Source organism: Rhizobium sp. NPDC092011, from assembly GCF_044756305.1.
Classification (GTDB): Bacteria; Pseudomonadota; Alphaproteobacteria; order Rhizobiales; family Rhizobiaceae; genus Rhizobium.
This window is the reverse complement of the sequence record NZ_JBIVSO010000002.1, coordinates 63,169-87,857: the sequence shown is the minus strand read 5'-3', so window position 1 is coordinate 87,857 and position 24,689 is coordinate 63,169. Positions and strand designations below refer to the sequence as shown.

Annotated in this window: 25 protein-coding genes; 1 reads left to right on the top strand and 24 read right to left on the bottom strand. The window is 58.6% G+C overall.

Annotated elements, in window-relative coordinates; all coding sequences use genetic code 11:
- Positions 1-25: 25 nt before the first annotated feature.
- Positions 26-487: a helix-turn-helix domain-containing protein gene (locus ACIQJ2_RS08830; protein WP_400669659.1), complete on the top strand. Its 462-nt coding sequence runs from the start codon at positions 26-28 to the stop codon at positions 485-487.
- 107 nt (positions 488-594) lie between these two features.
- Here ACIQJ2_RS08830 and ACIQJ2_RS08825 read toward each other — a convergent pair whose 3' ends face one another.
- From ACIQJ2_RS08825 to ACIQJ2_RS08710, 24 genes are all read right to left on the bottom strand, one after another.
- Positions 595-1,089, bottom strand: coding sequence for a hypothetical protein (locus ACIQJ2_RS08825; RefSeq protein ID WP_400669657.1), 495 nt, complete (start codon positions 1,087-1,089; stop codon positions 595-597).
- 110 nt (positions 1,090-1,199) lie between these two features.
- Positions 1,200-1,586 (bottom strand): hypothetical protein, encoded by a 387-nt coding sequence (locus tag ACIQJ2_RS08820; RefSeq protein ID WP_400669655.1) that lies wholly within the window; start codon positions 1,584-1,586, stop codon positions 1,200-1,202.
- Positions 1,586-2,314: a lysozyme gene (locus tag ACIQJ2_RS08815; protein WP_400669653.1), complete on the bottom strand. Its 729-nt coding sequence runs from the start codon at positions 2,312-2,314 to the stop codon at positions 1,586-1,588. Before ACIQJ2_RS08815 ends, ACIQJ2_RS08820 begins: the two co-directional genes overlap by 1 nt.
- A 37-nt stretch (positions 2,315-2,351) precedes the next feature.
- Entirely contained in the window at positions 2,352-2,675 is a 324-nt protein-coding gene (locus ACIQJ2_RS08810; RefSeq protein ID WP_400669650.1) for a hypothetical protein, read from the bottom strand.
- 20 nt (positions 2,676-2,695) lie between these two features.
- On the bottom strand, positions 2,696-3,127 hold the full coding sequence (locus ACIQJ2_RS08805) for a hypothetical protein (RefSeq protein WP_400669647.1): 432 nt from the start codon (positions 3,125-3,127) through the stop codon (positions 2,696-2,698).
- Positions 3,128-3,139: 12 nt separating this feature from the next.
- The gene (locus tag ACIQJ2_RS08800; RefSeq protein WP_400669644.1) at positions 3,140-4,432 is read right to left on the bottom strand and encodes a hypothetical protein; all 1,293 of its coding nucleotides are present in this window, start codon (positions 4,430-4,432) and stop codon (positions 3,140-3,142) included.
- A 735-nt stretch (positions 4,433-5,167) separates the two neighbouring features.
- Positions 5,168-7,063, bottom strand: coding sequence for a hypothetical protein (locus tag ACIQJ2_RS08795; RefSeq protein WP_400669642.1), 1,896 nt, complete (start codon positions 7,061-7,063; stop codon positions 5,168-5,170).
- A gap of 171 nt (positions 7,064-7,234) precedes the next feature.
- Positions 7,235-9,877, bottom strand: coding sequence for a hypothetical protein (locus ACIQJ2_RS08790; RefSeq protein WP_400669639.1), 2,643 nt, complete (start codon positions 9,875-9,877; stop codon positions 7,235-7,237).
- Positions 9,877-10,875: a tail fiber domain-containing protein gene (locus ACIQJ2_RS08785; protein ID WP_400669637.1), complete on the bottom strand. Its 999-nt coding sequence runs from the start codon at positions 10,873-10,875 to the stop codon at positions 9,877-9,879. Before ACIQJ2_RS08785 ends, ACIQJ2_RS08790 begins: the two co-directional genes overlap by 1 nt.
- Positions 10,859-11,257, bottom strand: a complete 399-nt coding sequence (locus ACIQJ2_RS08780) for a GNAT family N-acetyltransferase (RefSeq protein ID WP_400669634.1) — start codon at positions 11,255-11,257, stop codon at positions 10,859-10,861. Before ACIQJ2_RS08780 ends, ACIQJ2_RS08785 begins: the two co-directional genes overlap by 17 nt.
- Positions 11,254-13,074: a hypothetical protein gene (locus ACIQJ2_RS08775; RefSeq protein ID WP_400669631.1), complete on the bottom strand. Its 1,821-nt coding sequence runs from the start codon at positions 13,072-13,074 to the stop codon at positions 11,254-11,256. The genes ACIQJ2_RS08780 and ACIQJ2_RS08775 overlap by 4 nt, the downstream gene beginning before the upstream one ends.
- A 22-nt stretch (positions 13,075-13,096) precedes the next feature.
- Positions 13,097-13,903, bottom strand: a complete 807-nt coding sequence (locus ACIQJ2_RS08770) for a hypothetical protein (RefSeq protein WP_400669629.1) — start codon at positions 13,901-13,903, stop codon at positions 13,097-13,099.
- A 10-nt stretch (positions 13,904-13,913) separates the two neighbouring features.
- Positions 13,914-15,437: a beta strand repeat-containing protein gene (locus ACIQJ2_RS08765; RefSeq protein ID WP_400746508.1), complete on the bottom strand. Its 1,524-nt coding sequence runs from the start codon at positions 15,435-15,437 to the stop codon at positions 13,914-13,916.
- A gap of 9 nt (positions 15,438-15,446) precedes the next feature.
- Complete coding sequence (locus tag ACIQJ2_RS08760; RefSeq protein ID WP_400677317.1) at positions 15,447-15,677, bottom strand: hypothetical protein; 231 nt, start codon at positions 15,675-15,677, stop codon at positions 15,447-15,449.
- A complete protein-coding gene (locus ACIQJ2_RS08755) occupies positions 15,674-16,444 on the bottom strand; it encodes a hypothetical protein (RefSeq protein WP_400677315.1) in 771 nt (256 codons plus the stop codon). Before ACIQJ2_RS08755 ends, ACIQJ2_RS08760 begins: the two co-directional genes overlap by 4 nt.
- A 17-nt stretch (positions 16,445-16,461) precedes the next feature.
- Positions 16,462-17,028: a hypothetical protein gene (locus ACIQJ2_RS08750; RefSeq protein WP_400677312.1), complete on the bottom strand. Its 567-nt coding sequence runs from the start codon at positions 17,026-17,028 to the stop codon at positions 16,462-16,464.
- 55 nt (positions 17,029-17,083) lie between these two features.
- The gene (locus ACIQJ2_RS08745) at positions 17,084-17,383 is read right to left on the bottom strand and encodes a hypothetical protein (protein WP_400677310.1); all 300 of its coding nucleotides are present in this window, start codon (positions 17,381-17,383) and stop codon (positions 17,084-17,086) included.
- Between the two features lie 12 nt (positions 17,384-17,395).
- The gene (locus tag ACIQJ2_RS08740; RefSeq protein ID WP_400677307.1) at positions 17,396-18,181 is read right to left on the bottom strand and encodes a hypothetical protein; all 786 of its coding nucleotides are present in this window, start codon (positions 18,179-18,181) and stop codon (positions 17,396-17,398) included.
- 20 nt (positions 18,182-18,201) lie between these two features.
- On the bottom strand, positions 18,202-19,173 hold the full coding sequence (locus ACIQJ2_RS08735; RefSeq protein ID WP_400677304.1) for a phage major capsid protein: 972 nt from the start codon (positions 19,171-19,173) through the stop codon (positions 18,202-18,204).
- Between the two features lie 16 nt (positions 19,174-19,189).
- Positions 19,190-20,269 (bottom strand): hypothetical protein, encoded by a 1,080-nt coding sequence (locus ACIQJ2_RS08730; protein ID WP_400677302.1) that lies wholly within the window; start codon positions 20,267-20,269, stop codon positions 19,190-19,192.
- A gap of 32 nt (positions 20,270-20,301) precedes the next feature.
- The gene (locus ACIQJ2_RS08725) at positions 20,302-20,613 is read right to left on the bottom strand and encodes a hypothetical protein (RefSeq protein WP_400677299.1); all 312 of its coding nucleotides are present in this window, start codon (positions 20,611-20,613) and stop codon (positions 20,302-20,304) included.
- Positions 20,610-22,757, bottom strand: a complete 2,148-nt coding sequence (locus tag ACIQJ2_RS08720; RefSeq protein WP_400677296.1) for a hypothetical protein — start codon at positions 22,755-22,757, stop codon at positions 20,610-20,612. Before ACIQJ2_RS08720 ends, ACIQJ2_RS08725 begins: the two co-directional genes overlap by 4 nt.
- Complete coding sequence (locus tag ACIQJ2_RS08715) at positions 22,757-24,214, bottom strand: terminase (protein ID WP_400677293.1); 1,458 nt, start codon at positions 24,212-24,214, stop codon at positions 22,757-22,759. The genes ACIQJ2_RS08720 and ACIQJ2_RS08715 overlap by 1 nt, the downstream gene beginning before the upstream one ends.
- Positions 24,195-24,668, bottom strand: coding sequence for a terminase small subunit protein (locus ACIQJ2_RS08710; protein WP_400677290.1), 474 nt, complete (start codon positions 24,666-24,668; stop codon positions 24,195-24,197). Before ACIQJ2_RS08710 ends, ACIQJ2_RS08715 begins: the two co-directional genes overlap by 20 nt.
- Positions 24,669-24,689: the final 21 nt, after the last annotated feature.

Below are 24,689 nucleotides of genomic sequence, written 5' to 3'. Positions count from 1 at the left end.
GGGGCGTGCAAGTCGGAGAAGAAGGATGAAAAAGATTGACCACCATTACACGGAGAGCGGGCTGCAAAATGTCGTAATCAGCGGCATCCTGGTTGAAGTTGACGATGAGGGCGATGAAATCATCACAATTCCTCATGTCAACGAACTGCACCAGATGATTGCGCTCGGAATAGTCACCCACCCGAAGGGCATAAGCGGTGACGAACTGCGATTCCTCCGGACAGAAATGGGCCTCACACAAGCAGAGATGGCGCAACTGGTTCATCGGGATAAACAATCGATCGGCAGATGGGAGCGCGCCGAGGTTGAGATTGACAGCACCGCTGAGGCGATTGTGCGTCGACTGGCGATTGAAACCCTCGGGCTTCCCGCTGACCTTGGCATGGCTGAATTGTCCAGGCGAAGCGTTCCGACAGCTGAGAGCCAGCGGATTCAGATCGCTAAAACAGAAAGCGATACACAGCCTTACGAGCTGATTGCTGCGTAGTGGACGCAATAAAAAAGGGGCCAATGGCCCCTTTTCATTTTGTACGCTGTTCATTCACTCGTTTATAAAAATCGCAGTTACCTATTTTTCACGCCCTTACAAGGCTCCTATGGCCTGACCACAGGCATTCGGAAAAGCGTCTTGTCAGGCTTTCCCTGCATGTCCTCAAGCTTCGAGCTTAAGACCTGGACCTGGGTCCCGACCTTGTTGATATTGTCGATGGCCGTGTCGAGCTTTTTGCCGAGGGTGTCGATCACCCGATCGATGCGGTCATTGGTCAGCTCGATCGCCTTTTTGTTTTCGGCGCCGGCTTCTGTCGCCCGGGTCGTCTGAAAGGTCAGGGGCGCGATCTGGATGAGTTGCTGCTGGACATCGGCAAACTGGGCCTTGCGGTCGATCGCGTCCTTATCGAGCCGCGTATTGATCTCGGAAATCTGCTTTTGCATATCCTTGTTGTCGTTCCTCATATCAGCATAGGTGACGCCCCACCCGACCGAAGTAACGACGAGACCGGCTACCATGCTCCCAAGCATGACGATGGTGTTGAAGTTCCATTCGAACTTTTTGCTGCGCTCCGGAAATTGCATGATGACCTCGCTCATTGCCCCGATGTGCCCCTCGATGATCAGAAATTGCTAAATTGAATTCCACGCCAGCAGCAGGAAGGCCGCCAGCGTGGTGGATGTTGCGAGAAAACCGAGAAGGTAGAGCGCTACTTTCGTGCCCAAGCGCCGATAAGCTTTCCGGCCACATCGGAAACCGTCTTGGATCCGAAATAGAAGCCGATCACAGTAAGAACAATCCCGGTCACCTGGCCGCCAGGATTCGGCGTGACACCGAGCTGCAGGACTGTGTCATAGACAACGATCTTCGCCACGTAGATGGTGGCGCAGAAACCCATCAGTGATCGAGGGCTCCACCAGCGGTCCGATTGCGCCGCCTGCGTGGCAAGCTCGATCTGACCTTGGAAAAAGGCGATCTGCTTTTCAGCATCGACGCGATCGGCATCATTCTGCGCCTGCAGCTTGGCCTTATAGGCAGCGTTCAGCCCGTCGATGATTTTGCCGAGCGGGTTGATGAGATTGAGGAGCCATCCCATTAGAAGAAACTCCCGATCCAGTGCGCGAGCTGATGCCAGTAGGAAGGCGCTTTTGTCGGGCTGTCCACAGGCTCAGCCGGGATTTGAGATGGGGCACCCGCAGTCGGTGTCGAAGCCGGCGCTGCGCCTGCGATGCCGGATACGCAAAGCTCGCCTTCGCCGATACGGTTGGAATCTCCCATCTCACGCCGGTTCACCAAACCTATCAGAACGCGACCGCCGGCCCTATTAAAGGCTGTCGCAGCATTACAGGAAGCGATATAGTCCGGCTTCTGCTTGGCGCTCGTGGCTTCATTGACAATCCGCGCCGCAGACGAGCCGCAGGCTCCTCCTGTTCCGATGTTCCATGCGAGATCGATCATCATGGCGCGCCACGACAGCGGCTGCATGTCCCAAGAAACGATGCATTTGACCAGCGGCGGCCGGTAATCGCTCTCCATCTTCGTCATCAGTCGCTTGTTGCAGCCTTCAGGCGTCTCCACCATGCCGGCACGGACGTTGTTCGTATCTCCGTCGCAAATCGTCCAGACCGGCTTCTTCGGCAGGGTGTCGAGGTAGGCACGCAGCGAGCGCCCTTCCCATGGCTGGGTTACGGCAGTCACCGCCAGCGCGACATCATCATGTACACGATAGCCAAAAACGGTCGCATATCCGGCAACAGATATCGCCACAATCGCAGCAATAGCGCCCGTCGCCCGCGGCGTGGCGCGAAGCTTATTGATCGGCATTGCGATCTCCTGAAATTTGAGGGGGCAGTTTTCCCGATCAACCCTTATTCAGCGTGCGCCGACGGGCGAACTCGGCGAGCACGAGAAGCGCCAGCGGAATAAACGGGACCAGCGCGGGATTGATCGCCGTCAGAGCCGTTTGAAGCGCATTCGCGATGTTTGGATCTCCAAGATAGGAAGAGATCGCGACTACGGCAGCGATGATGGCGCTTCCCAGCGATCCGACACGTGCCACGGCAATAGTCGCGGAGTTATGGAAAGCGGTAATCCATTGGGTGCCAGGAGTGGATCGATAGACCCGGAAGGCGTCGAAAACGATGAACGCGGCAACGAGCACCGCGACGAGAGCGATGTAAATCATGTGAACCTCTTGGGAGTTGGTTAGTTGGGCCAGGTAATGGGGGGAAGCTCGGCAAGAAATGCGGAAATAGTTGGCTGCGCCCGCTGACCGGCCTGCACGGCAGCCAACTGGGCATAGCAATATGCCCATACCTGATCGCGCCAGGCGATGAAGACGGTAGCCTGTGCCGCCCATAGGGCGTTGCTGCTGTCTTTATAGCTCGCCAGCGTCACGCCATCGTTGAACTGTTCAGATTGAGCTGTCGTGTCGATGAAGCGCTGGATAGCGGCCTGATAGTCGGCCAAAGCCGGAAGCGGCGGCACGAATGCCGTAATGACGTTTCCGGACGCCGCCCAATCGGCAATGGCCTGCCGATCGCTGTTCTCCATGTCATCGGGGATGAACTTCCGCACCCCATCAATGACGGCCTCGATAATGCCAGTTTCGGTATATTGTGCACTGGTAACTGTCATGTTCGATTGCCCTTAAAATTCGGCGTCGGCGTACCAGACATCTGAGAACCCCTTGGAAGGTCCGGATGCGGCGCTGATCGTGCCTGTGATGCTCACACCTGAAACGTCATTGCCCCCAACCGTGCGCACATTGAACCCACCGTTGAGTGCTCCGCTTTGGGAGATATTGACGATCGACGGCGGTACCCGCTTGGTCACCTTGAATGGGCACCACACAAAGTAGGCGGCCGAATTGGTTGCATCGCCGCCCCAAGCTGCGAAAAAGCGCTCGTAGAACCGCTGGCAGAGTGCAGTCTCAACGCTGATCGGCCGCTGTTCGAACGCAGTCACGTTCCCATATTCCAGCTGGGGCTGAGTGACGGTTCCACCCGTAAAACGAACCGTCACGTTCGCATTCGCCGTCAGTGTGAAAGGAGTTCCGGCGGTGACTGCCGTTCCATTGACAGTCGCCGTGGCGTTGCCGCTCCAATTGAGCACATAGGCACCGCCTCGGATGTTGGCTGCCTCGATGACCTGCTCAAGACCACCTGCGGGAGCGGTGAAGGTGTAGCCGTTTCCAGATGCAGCGAATGTGAGGCTCTGTCCCAAGGTAACGACGCGCCACCGGTCAACAGAATATTGATTGGCTGCTGTCGTCACCGTTCCGCTGACATAGCCACGGCCGTTGACGCGCAGATCCGGATTCATGAGCAGATTTCGGAAGCCAGCCAGTTGCGCATAATCGCGATCCGTCCGGAAACCGGCACCGTTGCAATAGATGGTGCAGGAACGCCCATTGGGGACAATCAGCGACGACCAGCCATCGATAAGATCCGGAGAAGTAGGCGTGATTGTCAGATCGCCCCCATCAGCGATGACAGTCAGACGCCAGCCGCTGCCCAATGAGGCGGCTGCAGTGAGTGTCGCCGTCGCGGAAGCGGTAAACCGTATGACCTGGCCGAGATTGGCGCTTGTCGCGGTGAGATTGCCGCTCTGCTCTGAATAGGCGGCCGCCGACGCAAACCCCGACGCGGAAAGCGTGGCGATCTCAGCGCCGTTAGTGACAACCGAAATGATACCGGCGCCCTTGTGATAGAAGCCAGTCGTCGTGTCAGATGCAAAGGTGATCGCCGGTTGGGATTGCGTCCCGTTTGCATGCTGTAACGGAGCCAACATCGGCGCCGAACCATCACGGGGCAACGAGTTCGTGATCTCGTTGCCGAGATCCGTCGTTAGGCCGTTCCACGGAGAGGGATCGACAGTCGTATTCGTGACGGCAGTTGTACCGGCCGGCTTCGAGTAGACGCCGCTAGAATTGCGAGGCATTCAGATCTCCATAGAAAAAGGCACCCTCGCGAGTGCCTTGACGGAAAGTTGAAAATGTTGCTTCGATGTTCGCGCGACTGTATTTTTGTCGCACCGAGGGGACTATGCGAAACATCCTTTTGTCGGCCGCCATCGCGGCAATCCTGACTTCATGCGTCTCTTCTGCAGATGAAGATGTCCCCACGCCCGGAGGCCAAGTCGTTCATCAAGCAAAGTGCAACGGGTCACCAAATGGATGTTTAAAAGCGGCAGCCAAGATTTGCCGCGGTACATATCAGGTTATGGACAGTTCTTCGAACGCAGGAGGGCTCGTTGCCGATATCCTGCCAGGCCCCGTGACTTGGTATCGAATGAGCTATCAGTGCGGAAAATCTGACGGGCGCATGCCGACTTTCGCATTTCGTGGATCTCAATACACACCGCCTCCGGTGGTCATAAACCAGAATTCGGCACCTGCGATGCGCACTACGAACTGCAATCGCTTCGGAAACAATGTAACCTGCACGACCTATTGATGGGCCCATTGCGGGGCGGCGAGAGACAGGATATTTTCGAGCAATGATCCAAGATCGAAAGAATTTGCTCATAGCCATTTGCTTCATCCTCTACGGAGTGATCATGAGCGGCCTTTGGCTTTTCCTTAAAAGGATGGGCCTTGACTACATTTTCGGATTTGGCTCCGGTTTTCTGCTCGCGATTGGTTGCTTCGCCTTAATCTCTAGGGATTTCAGAAACCTATCGTAGCGCCTGTTTCCCAGCACTTTGTAAAACAGCATTGATCAATGCTTGCGTTCCGGGATTAGCGGTTGAACCCGGTTGTTGAGCGCGAGCAATCAGGGCCTGCACCAACTGATCTCTGGGTGTTCCAGTAGCGATCGAGACGCGGCCAAGATCATTTGCGAATTGCGCAGCCTGTCCTTCGCTACGCTGCTCGAGCAGGGCATCAGCTACTTTCTTGGCACTTCTCATCGTGACGCCCATAGCGGTCAGGTCGCCCGGGATCTCAGTCGGGGTACTGATATTGTCCAGAAAATCACCGAACCGCTTCCCCATGGCAGTGTCGGAGCCTGCGGTAACGCGATTTGCCGTCTGACCAAAGGTAGTTTCTCGGTCAATGGCATTGAGGGCCTGATCGGCATTATCCTGACCGAATAGCATCCCAAGTTTAGCACGATTCCAGTCGCCGTCGCCGCGGACGATGTTGCGGATCGCCGTCGTATCGACGGCGTTCGTGCCGGCGGCGCGGTCGATCTCGGCACGCACCCCCTGTTGCATGCGCGTCGGAACGCCAGATGGCCCTATCTGCTCCCCTTGGGGCAAAGCGCCCTGTTGAAGCATATTCTGAACTTCTTGGGGCCGTAGGGCGGTCGCCTGATTGTTCAGGATTGGGCGCCCCTGCGCCAAAGCCTCGCGCTGACGCGCAAGCTCCGAATAAGCGGCGTCCGCGTCTTTGATGCCGGGAACTGCTTGTGTTAGACCATCATCGACCATCTGACGAGCTTCAGACAAGGCGCGGATGACTTTGGGGTCGGTTTCGCCGGTCAACATGCCATCGATCGCTTGGCGAGTTTCGAACATCACGCGAGGATCGCTCGAAAGCTGATCGGTGCCGCTTACATTGAGCATTCCTCGCACTCTTGCCATAGCCGCCTGCGCCGGCCCTCGAAGCTGGTTTGCATCTTGTGCAATGGCATCGGCAATCGGCTGGGTATCGTAAGGTAGCGCGTTGGCAAACGCACTCCGATAAAGCGGCGTAATCTGCTGTTGGCTCGCCTGAAGCGCCTGATCAACCTGTGATGGGACAACGGCAGGTCCCAGTGATGCGTCGAGATCCGACGCCAGGCGCGCATTTGCCCCGGCCTGCCGATCTAGAAGCGGCTGGACGATGGCATCACGCGTGCCAGGTCGGGAGGCTGCACCGCGCGCGACCCCCATCCATTCAGGGGAGACGTCAGCCAAGGTGGCTTCCGGCCCAAGGCGCGTTAGATCCGACTGCAAGGCTCCCAATTTTGTCGGGTCCGATAACTCCTGTGCAATGTAGTTCCGTGCAGGTGCGCCCAGATCTGAGAGCGCATCCGTAGGTATCGTCAGATAGCGAATGCCTGCACCGATGGCTTTGCCGATCGGGGGGCCAGCAGCTCCAAGCGCAAGGCCAAGACCTGCACCCTCTGCTGTCTGCTTCATGTCTCCGTCAGAGCGTATCGCCGCGTCCGTCCCGCTGATCGCGGCACCCGTCCCCCCCGATACAGCCATTCGGCCGAGAACTGGACCGGATCCGATCCCGAAGAGACTCGGGGCAGCCATCATCGCCGGCACAGTACCCGCCACCCCGCCGACTACGTTCAAGCCGGTATCAACGTAGGGATGCTCCTGATGAAAGGCCTGGTCCTGGCCGTTCTGGATGTTGAGTGCGTGCTGATAGCGGTCGCTCCAGCTGTCCTCAGGAAGCTTCTGAAAACTGTCCGGCAGCAGCGGATCGACAGCGGGAGCCAAGGTGGCGTTGAATGCCGCGTCCATCCTGTTCAGCAAACCACCGACGATAGGGACGCCAGTGGCAACCGAGCGCACGGCGTTATTCGTCGTCAAATCGCCCTGATCGCCGGCCGGCTGTCCAGTGATGAGCCGAGCCATGGACGTGTCGGTATTGCCGGTTCCTTGTGGCGGCTGATCAAGCGTAGCACCTGGCGGCAAAGCCGGTAACGAAGCGCTCGAATTGATCGGAACATACTGCGTTGGCTCCGGCGTGGCCGCGGCGGTGTCAAGGGTCGCGCCAGGAGGAAGCGGCGGAAGGGTAGCCATTGCTCAATTTCCTGTCGGTACGCGATTGATATTCGAGTTCGGGTTCGCCGTGGGACCGCCGATCAAGATCCACGACTTTCCGTCACCGCTTAGCTGGTACTTTTCGCCGTTTGCGCCTGTGGCCGTCGGAGCTCCAGTGGGGGCGGCCGATGGCGTAGCGGCTTGCTGCGGCGTCGGAGCCGCACTGGCTGGGCCGCTACCGCTTCTGTTCGTGTTGGTCCCGTTGATCTTCGAGAAGTCGATGTCGGAAATCGACGGTACATCCGGTATGACATTCCCGACGTTCAAGCCGTGCGACGTTGCAATCTTGGTGCCCTGTGCCGCATCGAGGTTCCACGCCCTCTGATATTCCTGAACCTTGAGCTGTGCGATCCGGGCCATTTGGGCGCGAGCATCGGGACCAAGCTCACCTTGCCCCGTGAAGGCCTTCATAATTTGACCCTGTAGATAGTCCGGCACCGACTGCGCATCCATATTGAGCTGGAAGGAACCGGTCGTGACGGCGCGCCCCGGGTTGAGGATCTTCGCGAAGTCGTCGACGATCGCCTTATCCGCGGCAGGGCTGTTGTCCTGAATATGCTGGGTGAAGGAATTCCACGTCGGCACTGCGGCAGAGAACTCCTTGTAGGAAGGCCGCGCCATCATGCTCGATGCGAAGTCGTTCTCATCCTTTGCAGAGGGCATCGCCGCTTCTGCGGCGCGCGTGGCCGCCGTCTCGCGGAATTTCTTGGGATCGACGCCGGGAGGAGGCGTGAGGCCAGCATTCGGCTGTTGAGGCGCAGGCGCCCCTACCCCACCCGGGCGGATTGTGCCGTCTGGCATAACGGTTCCCTTGACGCCATCGACCGGGTTCCAAAGCAATTTCGTAGGGTAACCGGTCTGTGGATCGATAGGACCCTCGACGATGCTATCCGTCTTCATGGCTCCGGCCGGAGCTGCCACCTGCTGCCCCGTGATCTTGTTGACCGCGATAATCGAGCCATCCGGACGATTCACGATATCGAGCTGAGCCGTCGGATCGCCCATTTTATGATATTCACCTGTGCGCTTGTTGAAGATGCCGATCGGATTGCCGTTCGCATCCTTTTCGATCTCGCTGTCAGCTGTCTGCCCCTGATCGATCAATTGCTTTTGGCCCGTCCACGTGTCGACGAGGTAAGTCGTGCCGGTATTCGGGTTCGTGACGATCTGGGTATGCGGCTGCAACTGGGTTTGGAGCGCCGCAGCAGCCAAGGATCTTGCCTGGGGTGTAGCATATGGATTCATCATTGCCGCAGCGAGCGCCTGTGCGCGCGGATTGTTCGCGACTGTGCTTGCGCCGCCATTGAACCCACCTGACGCAGCCGGCGGCTGAGACAAAACAGCCTGCGCAAGGCGTTCCCGAGGAGATGTCTGATCACCAGCAGCGGTTGGACCAGTAGCGGCCTGAGAAGGCAGCGGCATTGAAGCAGTCGAAGCTCCCGCGGTCTGCGGTGCAGCCGAAGGCATCGGCGCACTGGTTGGCCCAAGAGAAGCCGTCTGTGTAGGATCAACCGGTATATTTTGCGCTGGTGGCATCGCGGGCGCTTGCGCGTTGATAGCGGCAGCAGCTGGCGAAGCGGGAGCATTTTCCCGATATGCCGTTGTGACAGTCGGATCCTGATATCCAGGAGTCGCCTGTGGTCCAAGCATCGCCTGCATCTGCGCTGGCGAAACCGTCGACATGTCGCCCGGCTGCGCGGTAGGAGACGGAGGGGGCACGATTGGCTGGCTGGCGGCCGAAGGCATTGCGGACGATATGCCAGAGGACGGATCGAGACTTGCTACCTGCGTTGGGGTACCGGCTGCAGCGGATTGCTGAAATTGCGGCAGCATCGACTGGGCATTCGCGAGACGGCTGGCGGCGTTGGCATTGCCGGGAATGTTGTAACCCTTGAAAGCCCATGCGTTGTTCATCAGGTGCTGGGCTTCTTCCACGCTTCCGGCCTTGTTCAGGGCAGTGATCAGATCCGGATTTTCCTGAAGGAAAAAAGCGCCCTGTTGCTGCGGCGTGCCATAGCCACCACCGTTGGCTGCTTTCAGCGCGGCTAGTCGCGGACCGTTCCACGACATGATGCCGCCAGCATTGTTCTTGCCGTCATTCCATTCGCTGCTTGCCAGCTTCGGCGAAAAGCTGCTTTCAGCGTTGCCGGTGGCCGCAATGGCGGCGAGCCCATACGGGTTCGTCACGCCGCCCTTCACGGTGTCCATGAAGCCGTTATAAATGTCGTTATGCGACAGATCGGGCGCGGGGGAATTGCCGGGGGCGGCGGCTGTCGTCGAGCTTGGCGATGTCGAAGCCACCTGACTTTGAGCGCTCGACGCCGGAACGTCATTACCGCCAAACAGGTTCGACAGAAAGCCGCCAGATTGCGCCGGAGGGGTGTATGGCTGTCCGGTGAGCGCTGACATGATCTGGCTGTTGGCTGCCTGCTCCTGCTGCGCCTGACGGCGGACAGCGAGGCCACCCATCAAAGCCTCAGAAAGACGAGCGACACCCTGCCATGGCGACTGGATTGGCGAGGACTGCATCCCCTGCTGCAACATAGCCGCAGCCAACCGGCGCTTAAGGTCGACCGAAGAGCTGCTTTCCGACTGCCCCATGCTGGGATCGAAATTGAAAGACATTATGCCACCCTCGAATAGTCGACCATGTCGAAACCGCCAGGCCCGACAGCAACGGCGCCTGGAATGTGAGATACTTCGTCGGCCATGACGCCGACCTGTCGCTCTGGAGACCAGACATAAGAATATTCATAGATCGGGACGCCGGAGCGCGTGCGTCCGATATTGACGATATCGTGCTTCAGGCGCCGGTCTGACATTGCCCAACCACCGAGCAGCGAAGAACCAAGACCAAAGAGGCCGCCCATAGCAGCGTTAGATTTCGCGAGCTGCTGGTTATAGATCCCGAGCTGATCCTGATAATTCTGGTTGATCAGGCCGGCTTGGTCGACAGTCGGCAACTGCGTTGACGGCGTATTGACATAGTTCGGCTGGTTGATCTGTGACCCGGACATGAGGGCCGAAATTTCGTTGATCGGCTGGTTTCGCTGGGTGATGATCGCGTTTTGCGCGTTCGAATACATATCCCCGAGAAACTGATCATTGGCCGCCTGCTTGTTCGTCGAGAAATCGCGCTGGGCATTGTTGTAGGCGGCCGATCCGATCTGGATGCCTTTATCGGCCAAGCTCTGATCTAGGCTAGCCTGGCTGCGGTCCCACTGATTGTTGAAGCCGGTCAGGTAGTGGTCGTTGGTATACTTGTCGATGTTGCCGGAGCTTAGATCGAGATCCGTGCCAAGCAGGCCGCTGATTTTCTGGGTTTCATTGTTGGCCAGTTTGGAAAGGCCCAGCTTCGTCGCCTGCGTCTGGTCATAGATCGCTTGATTTTCTGGCGAGTAAGCCTGCGTGGCCGTATAGGTCGGCAACTGGTAGGTTTTGCCGTTCTGATCGGTCATCGTCGTATGGCCGGTGACATTATAGGTCAGCGAGCCATCTGGCGTAATCTGGTTGGTGTGACCCAGACCGGCATTCGCAATGGCGGTATCGACGTTGGTCGCCGTCTGCGCCGCTGCGGTCTGCGTCGGATCTGGCGGCGTCGGAGCCTTAGGCGTCGAGACCATACGGAAATTCCTCTTTCAATATGCCATAGAGAAGGGCATCGCAGTCGCCGAAATATCCACGCTGGCGGCCTTCGAGCTTCCCACCAAGGCGTTCAAGGCAGCGTTGCGCCGGAAGATTGTCTGCTCGCGTCCGAAACGTCGCACGCCGGCACCCCAGTTCGTTCACCACATATGCAAAGGCGCGCCGCATGAGGGCGGTCGTCAGGCGATCGGCAGCGAGCGACACCTCGACGTCATGAGCAGTCCACACATTAAAGACGTATGCGCCGATGATCTTGCCGTTCCGGATTTCTCCGATCGCCGTGAAGGGCGGCGAAAATGCAACGCCGATCTTTGCCCCCACCCATGCGGCAATCGCATCGGCCGGTTCCGTCACGATCAAATGGGTTGGCCTTTTTCGTACAGGATCGAGCCGCCAACCACCGCGCCTTCGGAAACGGAACCCGAAGTTCCAGAGATCAGCGCGCGGATCGTGGGCGCCAACGCAATCCCGACGGCACCGGAACTGGCGTCGGTTCGCACGAACGACGTTCCCGGGAACTTGGACACTCCCCAGATCGCGGATCCCCACATCGCAGCGGGTACATTGCTCGTCGAAGACAGGAGGGCTGACGGTACTGACGCCTGATAATCGGTGGAGACGCCGGCATACATTTTCGTGGCCGAGCCGATTTGCGCATCAACGGCGATCAGTTTTGTGAACTTCGACGAGAAGCCATCGCCGTATCGACGCCACGCACCGACGAGGAGCGCATCGATCGGTTGCCCGTTGTCGTTGGCACCCACTTCCGCCTCATAGACGTTCCCATCGGACGAACCGAAGAAGAGCCGGTCCTGCCATGTGGCCCAGCATGAGGATACAAGCCCGACAAAGCGGCACCACGCGCCCGTTTCGGTGTTCATCACATACTGGTACGGGCCGAAGGTCGACGGAAGGTTGACGATAGCCATCTGCCGCTTGGGGAAAGCCGCAAGCTGCCACTGGGCTGATGTGGTGCCGATCGCCGCAACCGTCTCGCGCCAGGTGGGACCGATTTTTGACGTGATCGCCCCGAGATCCGTTGCGCCTCGATCAAGCTGTACGGCTTTGGTGATCGGGACGATACCGTCCGTGGTCATGATTGCCAGGTCTGCACCGACGTTCAGTAGGCAGCGATCCGTACCGAGTGGGCGACCGAGCTTGAACGTGCCCAGAAGGCTCCAATTGCTCGAATTTGATGGGTCTGAGCCCTGAAAGACGATGATCTCGCCTTCCGACGACATCAAAACAAGGCATTGAACAAGGCCGTTGGCGATCGGGATAGTCCAGACGCCGATCGCGACGAGCGTGCCGCCGTATTTCATGTTGCCTCCGATTGGCAACTGCGTAGCCGCGCCGCTTACCGCGTCCGTCCCGAGATACCAGACGTTGGTCGAGTTGCGCTCGATAAACCAAAGGCGAGACCTGTAGGCAGCCACCGCAATAAGCACCGACGGGTCAGGAATGCCGGTAATCATCGTCGATGAGATGTATGGCGTCGGCGCGGATCCGACTTCCAGCTGCGCATTCGTCACTGAGCCGGTGACCGTTACAGTTAACGTGCCGGCACCAGCGGTGAAGGTCAGGGAAACGCGGTTACTGACGCCAGTGCCGGCCAGCGTGCCCGTGCCCGCACCAGAAAGGGCGACAGATCCTGTACCGAAGAAGCTAAGCGTGTAGGTGCCAGCCTTCACCGAGACGGTCTGCGTTGCCAGCGTTGCAGTTCCGACGAGGTAATTGTTCGTCCATGACGACCCGTTGTAGAGCAGCGGTATGTCGATGCCATTCACCAGACGCAGGAACTGACCTCCGACGTTGGTATACTGCTGCGCCGACCAGTGCGCCCCGGACATGCCGGTAACGACCGGAGCGCCGACGACACCGCCAGCTGTCACGTCATAGATGTTGCCGCCGGCCGCCGCAAAGAGCTTGTTGGACAGGCCAGAGTAGGGAATGACCGTCTGAACGTCAGACCCAAGGCCGGTTGCGAAGGGGTTCGAGCCGTACCTAGCGCGGACGCGATTGGCTTCCGGAAAGAAGTTGTCGAGCTGAAACGCCGCGTCCTTCGGCATGTCAGCCATCTCGACATCGGTTCGCCATCCACCGGTCGGGGCAACCCAATCCGCGGTATCGGAGACGCGTCGATTTACTGCCGTGACACGCGCGGGCTTGCGAACCATTGTAGCTCCGATAGGGATAGGACTAAGCTGCAGCGTTCAGGCTTGCCACTGTGGGGGCGCCATAACGGGTGGACGAGGTGATGAGCTGACGCAAGCTTGTGGGAGCGCTCGATGAGGCGACACAGAACAAGCTATCGAAGTTTCCTCGGCTCTCGTTGATCACGACCATACTTGTCGCGCCGGCATAGGAAGTAGCCTGCCCATTGACAACCGGGTTAAGCGGTCCACCTCCCATGTCTCGATGCTCAATCGCCGCATAGAAATCCTCGTCCTTCAAGACGGAGACCGCAGTATTCGTCCAACCGCTTGCAGCCTTGTTCCGCGGCGTAATGAGATTGAGATCGGAAATTCCACACAGATCGTCAGCTGAGGCGAAGGTATACTGGTCGAGCACGTACTCGACATTGAAGAACGCATCTTGCGCGCTCCACTTCGTCCCTGCCCATGCCTCGGCAAAAGTGTGATCCAGATAGGCCGGATACGTGCTATAGGCCGACACGGGATTGACTGCTACGCACCGAACCGATCGACAGCGGACACCAAGGGCTGCCAGGATCATGATCATGAGATCAGTAGCGTCGTAGCATAGCACCGACGGATAGCGCTGGGTCGGGTCCGAAACGGCGGGGATGCACTTCCACAGATCTGTCATGATCGTATCCCATGCCTTTGCCGACGTAATGTTGGCATAATATGGGTCGGTCGCCGGGTTGGCCGGGTGCACCGTATACCGGGCGATGAACTCGCGCGTGGCGCCCATGACAGAGTCATGAGTTGAGGAAGCGAGCTGTTGGCAATATGCCGCGACATCCGAAAGATGCTGAACCATTATTTCCTCGCTAATTCAGGGTGTTGAGATCTAGGACGCCTTGAACGACAAAACTGGACGTGTTTGTGAAGTTCGCATTGGTCAACTGGACGCTGCCATTCGTGCCTGCGGCGGAATAGAGGTTGATTGCGCTCGAAGCATTCGAGATGATCCCCTGCGCCGGCGTCGAACCTCCATTGAAATTGGCGGCGTAGACGGTCGAAAGGCTATAGGCCGGCCCGTTCGTGAACGGCAGCCCTGACAGAACCGCCGCACCAGTCGATGAGCCCACCGCCGTCAACGTGATGGTGGCTGAGTAGAAGACGAGATTGCCAAGGCGTGTGTATGTCCCTGATCGAACCGAGGTCGTCAGGCCAGTACTTCCACCACCAAAGGTCAGTGACGGCGTCCACGTCCCCGACATGGTGGATGCAGCCTTGCCGACTGCCGTACCGCCTAGGTTGGCGAAGGCCGTAGCAGCGGTACCGGAGCCGGTGCCACCTGAAGTAACCGGAAGCGCTGTCGTTAGCGAGAGCGTGTTTAGATTGGCTCCATTGAGGACGCTAAGACTGGTAAGCTGGGTATTTCCAGAAGATCGCGTAATTTGGAACGGGGTACCGATATAAGTGCCTGCATCATTGAAACTGTTGATGAAAAAATCGGTGCCAGTGTTCCCGCCAGTCTCCGACGTGCCAGAGCCTCCATATTGCCAACGAATAACACCGGCGGTCTGAATATTATTGGCGCGAAGCTGTCCAGAAACCCCATTGTAATTTAGATTGATGCCATTGTTTACTGTCAACGCGCCGGCATTGACGGTTATACCCGCGTTACCGACAGCAAGGCCGTTATTGATGGTAACAATACCATTCGAACGCTGGATAGATATCGGAGTGGTCAAATAAGAACCGGCATCTGAATACGAATTCACAAACCAGTTGCCACCAGTATTGCCGCCGCTTTCCGTGGAATTATCAATACCAAAGGCCCACCGGGAATTTCCGCCAGCACTGAAATATTGGGTTTGAGAACCTGAACTCGCTGCACCGTAGACATTGATCCCCGGTACTATCTGAACGCCAATCCAAGTATTAGTGCCATTCAACAACGGGACGTTCGCCCCGCTCGTACCAATATTCTGAACGGCGGCAGATCCGAGGCCAAGGTTTGTTCTCGCGCCTGCCGCTGTCGGAGAGCCTGTCCCACCCTGCCCCACGGAAAGCGCAGTCGTCAGTCCGGATATGGATGTGATATCGCCGTTCGCGCCAGAGGAGGCCGCACCGAGTTGTCCGCGCGCGCCGGAAGCCGTCCCGGCATTTGTGCCGCCTTGCGAGATCGGGATAACGCCGCCAATGAGCGTCGGTTTCGTCGCAAGACCGCTATCGACATAGGAGGTGGTCGCAAGCTTCGTCGAATTGTCGCCCTGCGAGCGCGTGACGGCGGTACCAGTCCCTTGTATCGTCACGTTGTTGAATGTCGGGGAAGGATATTGTTGGGCGAGCGCCGGCATCGCCACGATCGCCAATGCGGCTATGGCACTGAAAATCTTCTTCATCGGAGACCTCTAACTAAGGCAAATGGCGCCGCCGTTGTTCCAGGCAACACCTGGAGAACTCGGCAGTGACGTGGGGAGGCTTTGAAGCCAATTCGTCATGAAAATGTTGAAAGCGGCTTGATTGATGCTGTTTATGAAGGCCTGTGTCGGCATGATATGCGCCTTGCCGAAGGCGTTCACGCCGACGACAGAAACGAGCGTATCGACCGTCAGGGTGTTGATGTTGTTGACCTGCGTCACGACACATCTCCCGTCAGAATGACCACGCCGTTATCAGCGTCTCCGGCAAGCGCGTTGTCTGGAATGCCGCCACCCACGTAGCCAGACCACATATTGTCTGGATAATCGCCGCGATTGGGCATCGAGAGCGAAGCAGCGGCGGCAGCGCGGTCAGATCCGATTTCCGATTCCTTCGCGCGCTCGAAATTCTCCATCTCCTCGCTGTAATCGAGGCCTTTCGCGCGTTTCCAGCGCCAGATCAGTGAAAGCTCGAGGAGTGCTTCCGAGATGCGAGACGTGTCGTTGTCGTTCGCCCAATTGCCAGCGAATGCAGTCCCGGCCCCGTTCACATTCACCCAACTGCTCGAAATATATTCGTAGCTGATCGTCTCTCCCGCGACATTCGGATAGATGGCCAGCTTGCCGCCCAGCATGCGCCAGACCTGCGGCACCGGGTTCGAATTGTATATCTGCAGTCGCTGCCACGTCTGCCCATCTACGGGGCCGTTGAGGGACAGGAGGCGCGAATTGTTCCAGATCTTCGCATTGTCTTCGAACCGCTCGAAGTCTGGCGGGGGTTGGGCAGGTTCTGGAATGACGCCGGTAGCGGCAAAGCTCGTCGGCGTTACCAGGAATGACCAATCATGGTCACGCGCCAAGGCGTACCCTGCACGGTATGATAGAACCCGCAACTGGATGATCTTCGGATCGGCCGAACTCATCACGGCTGCGGGCTGGTCGATGCTGATTTCCGCGCATACGTTCTGAATGATGGTCAACAGCGACATCGCGCGGATCTCCGTTCTTAGGCCGCCCGACCGTTGCGGCGGCCGGCGCCGTGATCGGCTTCCATGGCCTCCATCTGCTTCGCCATGAGCTTCATCTGCTCTTCCAGGCGCGCGACTTCGGTCTTCAGGCGCTCGTTTTCGGCGGCGAAGGCGGCGGCGGCGTTGGAGTCTCGCGCATTGGCGAGATAGGCGCTTGCAGCGGCAACAAGCTCATGGGCGCCCATGCCAAGCTGCTGCTTGCCGGTATCGCTGAGAGCTGCCAGGTGCTCGACGGTGTAGATGTTGATCGCCTGCAGCTCCTTGATCTGGCTGGGCTTCATCATCGTCCACTGGGAAAGCGGGGTTCCGTTCGACTGCTCGTGATCGGCAGCACCGTCCTTGAAGCGCCGATAGATGTCGGCAAAGCGCACTTTGTCCATCTCGGTGGCGGGACGCGTCACCTCGGTGCGCTGATCGCCGGCAATGAAGATGCGGACGAATTCGGTGTCCTTGAAGATCGGGCGCCCCTGCTTTTCAGTCTCGAAGGCTTGCTCGACGGGCTCAAAGTAAAACTGGGCGTAAATGCCCGTGTCATTGCTTGACATGGTGTTGCTCGCGGTTGATGGCGGGAGGGAGGAACGAGCGCCGAAGCGCCCGGGATTACTGCGGAGATGCGGGCTGCGCCGGCTCCTGATTGGCCGGTTCGGCAGCGGTCGCAGGAGATATCTGCGACACAGCGGCGGCAGGCTGTTCAGCCGAGGCTGCGATTTCCGCTGGAGTGAACTGGGTCGCACCCTCCGCAACATGATCGTTGCTGACCGGCGGCTGCGGTTCATGCGTCTGCTGCGGTTCGATCACGTCGGCGATCAGCAGCAGAAGCTCTTCAATGACAGGCGGGATATCCCTGCCAGCCTCGCGACCGGCAGAGATTTTCGCCTGCAGATCAGCAAAAATGCCCATCTGCGTGGCTCCTTAGTTGGTCTTGGCGATGTACGGCCACATCAAACGCGCTTCGAGCGTGCCGGTGGCCGTGATGGTGACGCCGGTACCGCTCGCCGTGGCGGCATTGCTGAGCGTGATGCTCTGAATGCTGCCGGCTGGCGTGTAGGTGATACCGGAGATCGTCGTGGAACCGGGAATGCCGGTACCGGAGACAGCAGCGCCGATGAACGGACCACCGTCGACGGATACGCCGCTGAGGCCGGTCAGTACGGCCGAACCATTGACAGTCGTGGCCGTGAAAGTGGCGTTCGCCGCTGCGAACGAAACAGGCGTGATCTGCTTCGTACCCACGGTAGCGGATGCCGGAGCATTCGCCTGGCCTGCCGTGGTGGTCGTTTCGGCAATCACGAGGTTTGCCGTCACGGTGTTGACAAGGCTTGGCGCCTGGCCGGAACGCTGCAGCCAGATGTAATAGGTGCCGGCGGCGAGCGTTACCGGGCCGACCGGCCCACCCGAGAGCGTCGGAGGCTGGTTTGCGCCGGAGAAGACGCCAGCCGCCTGACCGATGACGGCGTTTGCGGTCGTCAGCAGCGTGGCATTGTAGTTGAAATCCCACTGGAACCACATACCGGGCTGCAGCGTGGTCGTGGAACCCAACGTGAGTTTGGTATAGACCCATTCGGCCTCACGCGGCCCCCAGCAAAGGGTACCGAGCGAAAACTGCGGTCCAAGCACGCCACTGCCGGGAACGATCGGGCCTTCGACCACGAACGGGTTTGCACCCATCCGTTCGGTCTGAGACGTTGCGATAGTCATTGACGAGATCCTTTCTCGGCTTAGGCGAAGAGGACGCCCTGAAGGAAGGCGTTGTTCATCGTGAGGTTGCCGGCCCAGCCCATCAGCTTGATGGTGGCGTCCTGGTTCGTGTTCATGCGCTCGTCACCGATCGGCGCGAAATCGCGGTCACGGTGCGGGCGATAGAACAGGTATTTCGAGTTCAGGAAGAACATCTGGTTCGCCGGTGCGCCACCGCCGAAACCACCGTCGAAGATCACGTCGGAGCCCATGTATTGCAGGGACTGGAAGCCGGCCATGCCCTTGTCGGAGCTGGTAATGCGCTGGATTGCCTGCAACGACTCCCAGTAGAGGCGGAAGTAGTTGTTGTCAGCGACGATCAGGTCAGGCGCGTCCGGTCCGCGAACGCAGCTCATATAGAGCCGGTTCATATAGGACTGGATGTTGCTGTTGGAGGCAGCCGCGCCGCCGTCTGCGGAAGCGGAGAACTTCTGATTACGCCAGAAGCCCCACGTCGAGCGGGAGATGCCGCCAACGGTGCCAGAAGCCGGAGAAGTCGAGATCAACAGCGCCAGGCCACCGATCTGTCGGCCGCCGTCGGCGGTACCGTCAGAGTAGCAATCCAGAGCGATGTTGTTCTTCAGCGTGGTTTCGGCGTTCTCGATACGGCCTTCCAGCAGGTCCAGAACGGCATCTTCGCCGGAGTTCTGCAACTGCTCAAGACCGGAGATCGAGACCGCCACAGCTGCCTGCTTGTAGTCGTATTCTGCGGCGGTCATGACATCGGAGGGCTGCACATTCAGGAGGTCGTATCCGGAATAGCGCTTGAAGGTGCTGTTTTCCTGATACTGGAGTTCCTGAACGATGGTGCGACCGCCAGAGACTGGCTTCTTGCGACCGCGGCTGTCGAGACGCGACAGGAGACCGTTGTTCTTGGTCACGTCGTCCGCGACGGTTCCGCTGCGGTTGCGCAGCGTCGTCGTCACGATTTCAGAGAGATTGGGAGACGGCATAGATAATCACCTATGATCAAACTTGACCAGCTGACGAGGCCATAGCGCTGCGCAGCGAGTCTCTGACGGATTGTGGCTTGCCCGGGGTCTGATCCTTCGTTGGACCGGGAGCGGACGAACCTGCGAGGGAGCGAGAAGCCTTGCGGGCTTGATCTGCCGCTGCTGCTCTCTGGGTTTGCTGATTGATTGCGGGATTGGCCGGCGCAGCTTGGTTGATGAGCTGCTGGCGAATGTCAGGACGCATCCAGCAAGCGGCGTCGTAAGCGTCTTTCAGATTTGCGGCTCGCCCTGCGCTGATGAGGGCAACCATGTCATCCAAGACGGCTTCCGCATGCACGTTTGCCGGGTCTGCGAGGAAGGCGTTGACCTGAGTATCAACGTCTCGCTTCTTCAGGACGTGTTCAACCGTCTGCTCAACATTGATCTGAGGCTGCGGTTGCTGACGGACCTGTTGCTGCTGTGGCGCCGGCTGCGTCGGAATGTTGCCGGACACGATCGCCTGCGCCAAAGCGTTGATATTGATGCCGCCAATGCGGGCGACATGCAAAACCGTCCCGACCGGATCGCGCTGCAGGGCTTTCTCGTAGTCGAGCGCCTTGCGCATCACATCGGCGTGGGTGGTGTTGCCCTGTTTGATCAGGGGCGTGAATTCTTCGAGGCCCTTGTAATCCTGCAGAACCTTGAAGCCGTTGTCGATCTCTTCTTCCCGCTTGGAAATGGCGGCCTGAACCTCTGGCGACAATGTACCGAATTGCGCCTTGGCCTCGGCAGACCAGCCAGGAGGCACGCGCGCCGCCGAAGCAGCGGCCGGCTGCTGCGCCTCTGAACCTGACTGCGCCGCTGGCGTTGCGGCAGCCTGCGCCGGGGTTGCCGTAGCGGCTGGCGTCGGCTGCTGGACACCGGAATTGTCCTTCGCGAAACGACCGGCTTCATCACGTCGACGATCGAGAGAGGGCGCAGAAGTGTCCGGCTCGTTGCCATCCAGCGCCGCTTTCAGGCTATCCCGGATGCTAACCGGCTTTTCGGCGGGTTGCTGTTCGGTAGATACGACGGTGCTTTCGAGGCCGTTTCCGGCATCGTTCAAAAAGTCAGACATGGTTTGATCCTATTTCGGGGATTGATGCCCGTTCAGACGGAATGCTGCTGGTAGGCGTCTTTCAAGGCCTTGCGGATGCCTTTGCTGTCCGCTTTCGGCTTGACGATCGGTTGCGGCTTTTCATTGCCGATTTCTTCCACGCCATGGGCGCGGTACTCGCTTCGAAGCTTGGACTTCGAGGTATACATCTTGCCGTCATGCATCGACCGGATCTCGATCGTGTCAGTGACGAAGTGCGGCGCCGGCAGCGACGAGCGGGCTGCGGTCTGTTCCGGCATGCAGTTGTGGGGCCATGCATCAAGTTCATGCCAGCCACCGCAAACGCGGCAATAACGCTGTTTCATTGAACCGTCCCTCTGGGTTGCATCGCGGCATGCCTCATCTCGTGACGATGCTGCATCTCCATCCTTTCGGTCTCATGAGTATGATGCATGGCATCGAGGGCGCCTTGTGCCCGGATCTGCTCGATATCGGAACGCTGCTCAAGCTGCGCGGTCTGCACTCCCATGCGAGCTTTCTCCTGCTCTGCCTGGGCCTTCACCTGCGTCGTCTGAAGTTTGATTTGCTCATCCGGCGATGGTTGTGGCGGCGGTTTGGGCGCCATGGCCTGCTGCGTGACCTGATTGATTGCCTGCTCAAGCGAGTTTTCAAGCTGACGCCCGGTGCGGAACGCGCGCGATACGAACAAAAGGGTTTCGCCGAAAACCGGGATCAGGGTGGGCATCTGTGCCAGCACCGGACCCGCCTGCTGAATAAAGCCACCGATCACTTCTGCGAACTCCATGCGACTTTTCTTTTCGGCGTCTTCATCCGGCTCGATCGTCGAGTCGGTCTCGATGTCGATACGGAAGCCGCGCATATTATCGTCCCGCAGGAGCTGGACGACCTCATCAATCGTCGGCTGCTGCATCATCTCGTCAAAGCCAGGAGGCGACTGCGGCGGCGGTGGCGGCTGCTGGCCCATCTGCTGCGCGCGAGCGGCGATCTGCTGATAGGATGCCTGCGCTTGCTGGATCTGCATTTGCGCCTGCTGCTTCTGCTGCATCGTTGGCAACTGAATACCGCTCATCATCATCAGCGTTTCGGGCTGGAACTGGTTGCAGATGATCTCGGCAGCAATCCGGACGACATCCCGAGCGAACCGGGCAAGCTCCTTTTGACGGTCGCGAATTCGGATCGAACCCCACTGGCTTTTGATCCGCTGAGCCGTCGCCGTTTCTGACGCCTCGGTATCGCCGCGCACAATGTCGCTGATACCGGTGATCTGATACACGTCGGCAACGAGCTGCTTACGGTTCTCGATGCAGGCGGTGATGACCTTCTGCACCTGGTCGATCGGCAGTGTTACGATGGCGTTCGAGCCGCCCTTATCTGTGAAGGCAGCCCATTCCGGGATCGGCACCATGATAGTGTCATTGTCCGGCTTCATCGCCTTCTCGATGGCGGGAGAGACCGAACCGTCGCCGGCAGGATAGAAAACCTTGAGGCGCAGCTGATCCATCAGCTTGTTGATGCGCCGGGTCAGGATGTCGATCTCTTCGCACTGGCCCTGATAATAGACATAGTCGGGAACCGGGATGGTGCTGCTCGTGCTACGCGTGCCATAGGCGGGCGCGGGGCATGGCCAGAACCCTTCCAGATCGAGCGGCGGCTCTGTGCAATCCAGAGCTATCGCAGTGCCGTCACCAACCCAGACGACATAGTTTTCCGTCTTGCACCAGATTTCCCAGACGTAGATCTTGCCTTCGTTCTCGGCGCGCTCTTTGTCATTCCGTCCCTTGCTCGCCGTCTCATTAGCGATTTTCAGGCGATTGACGGCGTCCTGGCCGAACTGCTTGACGAGATCGGCTTCCTCATTGGCGGTACGACGGGCTACCCACGGAACATCCTTCCACTTGCGCGCCGGTCCATGCAGGAAGTCGGACCAGTGCACATAGTCGATGCAGACACGCTCGTCGGCGATCTGCTCAAGGGGTGGACCGCCATTGTCACCCATCCCGCCGCTCTGGAAGCCTTGAGCACCCTCGGAGAAATCATCACCGATCTCTTGCGGTTCGATATCGGCCTCGTAACGCAACCATGCCGTACCACGGGCGCAGAGCAGGAAGTCGTCTCGAACTTCCTCCATCGTTCCATCGATATCGCCCGCATCCATCAGGAACGACAGGTTGCGCTCAAGCATTTCGGACGCTGTGCGCGCTACCGGATCGGAATCCTTGAAGCGGCGATCGACGGCCGGCTTAGGCGATCCGGCATAAACGGCCGGCTGCAACACCGAAATGTTTGCCCACAGCATCGCAAAATTGCGCTTGGCTGTCGTCTGCTGCGCCGAGTCCTGCTGCAGATAGATCTTCTCGATCCTCTCGCACCGCGTGCGCCAGTTCTGAAAGTACCGGGCAGACGTTTCGAGTTCACCTTTCCAATAGGCCCCGAGCTTCACCAGATCCGGGCTATTGGCATCCTCTGATCTGGTTTCGTCATTCGCCATTAGATTCGCTCGCTAAATGATGGCGTCGAAGCCACAAGGTCATTGAAATTCATGGTGTGCAGATCACGTGGCTCTTCCCGCGCCTCTGCCACTGGTCGGAGGTATGGACGAGACATGCATCCGTAGCGCGCCTCGTCGGCAACGTGATCCTCAGCATCCGTGTCCAAGTCCTCTGGCCTGTCCTGATCGTGCTGCAGGAGCGGCACCGTTCGAATGAAGTCTTTGCAGGTCGAGAACACGAACAATCCCGGCCGCTCGCCGTCACCTTTCAGCCTGGCGCGCATCTGATCCCATCCACCCATTGCGCCGCGCTGCGAGACGCGGGCATTGTCAGCGCGCCTAAAAAAGACCTTGTAGCCTGTTGCCTTTGCCATGCGCTCGGCGATCGACGGGCCGCCATCCTCCGAGAATGCTGCCGGATCGAGAACACCGAATGAGATCTTGTCACGATAATCGCGCTCGGAGATCCCTTTCCCGACTTCCTCGGCTGTCAGTTTCAGGCCAACGTTCGCCTCGCCAGCTTTGCAGCCATACCATTCGCGGTATCTGACAAGCGCGCCGCGCGGGATAAGTCCGCTCTCGGTTTGCAGGTCATCGGAAGCGATTGCCCACCATCCGACAGAGAACGGCTTGGCGGAGCCCCAGTCCATAGATCGGAACCGTGTCCAATCTTCCGGTACAGCGAATGGTCTAACCACGTGCTTGCCAGTATCCCAGCAGTCGAAGAACGCGCCTTCAATTGCGTTCCAATCGCCCCGCAGCCATGCCTGGACAAGCTTGTCAGAGCCGACAAGGTAGAGATTGTTGACATACTCCGGGTCATTCTGAAGCAGCAGTTTGTTGTCTTCGATCCGGCTGGGGATAAAAACGAAACGATGCTGCTTGCCATTCGGTAGAACCCTCACAAGAGGCTTCATGCCGCTTGGATTGGGGTCGATATACCGAAGTTTGAGCCAGTGCTGACCAGCGCCGCCAGGGTTGCCGGTGAGGATCAGTTGCGTGGGCACGCCTTTGGCAGAGCGCAGGACGGCGAATAAGCGATCGATCGGCTTGGAATCTGGATAGAGGCCAGCCTCCTCTACGCACGCGTCACTGACGTTCTGTCCCTGATACTTGTCAGCGTCCTGCACTCGCTCCAGTGGTCTGAAGCGAAGGCGACCTCCGCCCGGAAAAACCCACGTCTTTTTCTGATCGTTCCAGCCGGCGCCGATCTTGCCGTATATTTCCTTGCTGCGCTCAATCGCGTCGTCGAGCATCGGCAGCTCGCGCCGGCAAAACAGCGCATTAAAGGCAGAGCCATACATAGCCGCCTTGATGGCATATTTGCCGAGAACGCCGTCGGTCTTGCCGCCGCCTCTCGCACCTCCAAAGAAGATTTCGCGAAACGGGCAATCCACGAGAGCTTTCTGGGGCCCCTCCTGCGGAGCCCAGATAACCCTACGTGTCAGATCCACCATGCTCTTTAAGCCATTGCTCTTCAGTCACCGGCTTCGCGCTGACAACGAAATCGAGCGCGCCGGTTACATCAACATCCAACTTGTCGCCGTAAACCTTCGGCCGCAGCTTCGAAGCTATCCACTTGCGGGCATCGATCTGCAGACGACGGTGCTCGATCATGTCACCCTTCGTCACCTCTATGACGTTGCCATCCTTGTCGACTTTCGTCTTCTTGCCCGTGATCGGCGTGTTGGCGATGTCGAGGATTTCATCAAAGAGGGCGTCGGCTTGAGCTTCGCGAGCGCGCGCGTATTGGTCACGAAAGGTATCGTGTGCCGCCAACCATCTAAACACCGCCGCCTTTGACGGCATGTCCTTGGGCGCGCAAATCTTGCGAAGGCTATTTCCTTCGGCAAGCTGTTCGCAAATGGTGTCCGCCATCGCCTGAGTGAAGTCTGATGGTCTGCCTGTCATGTTCCTGCCTTCTGATGGGCC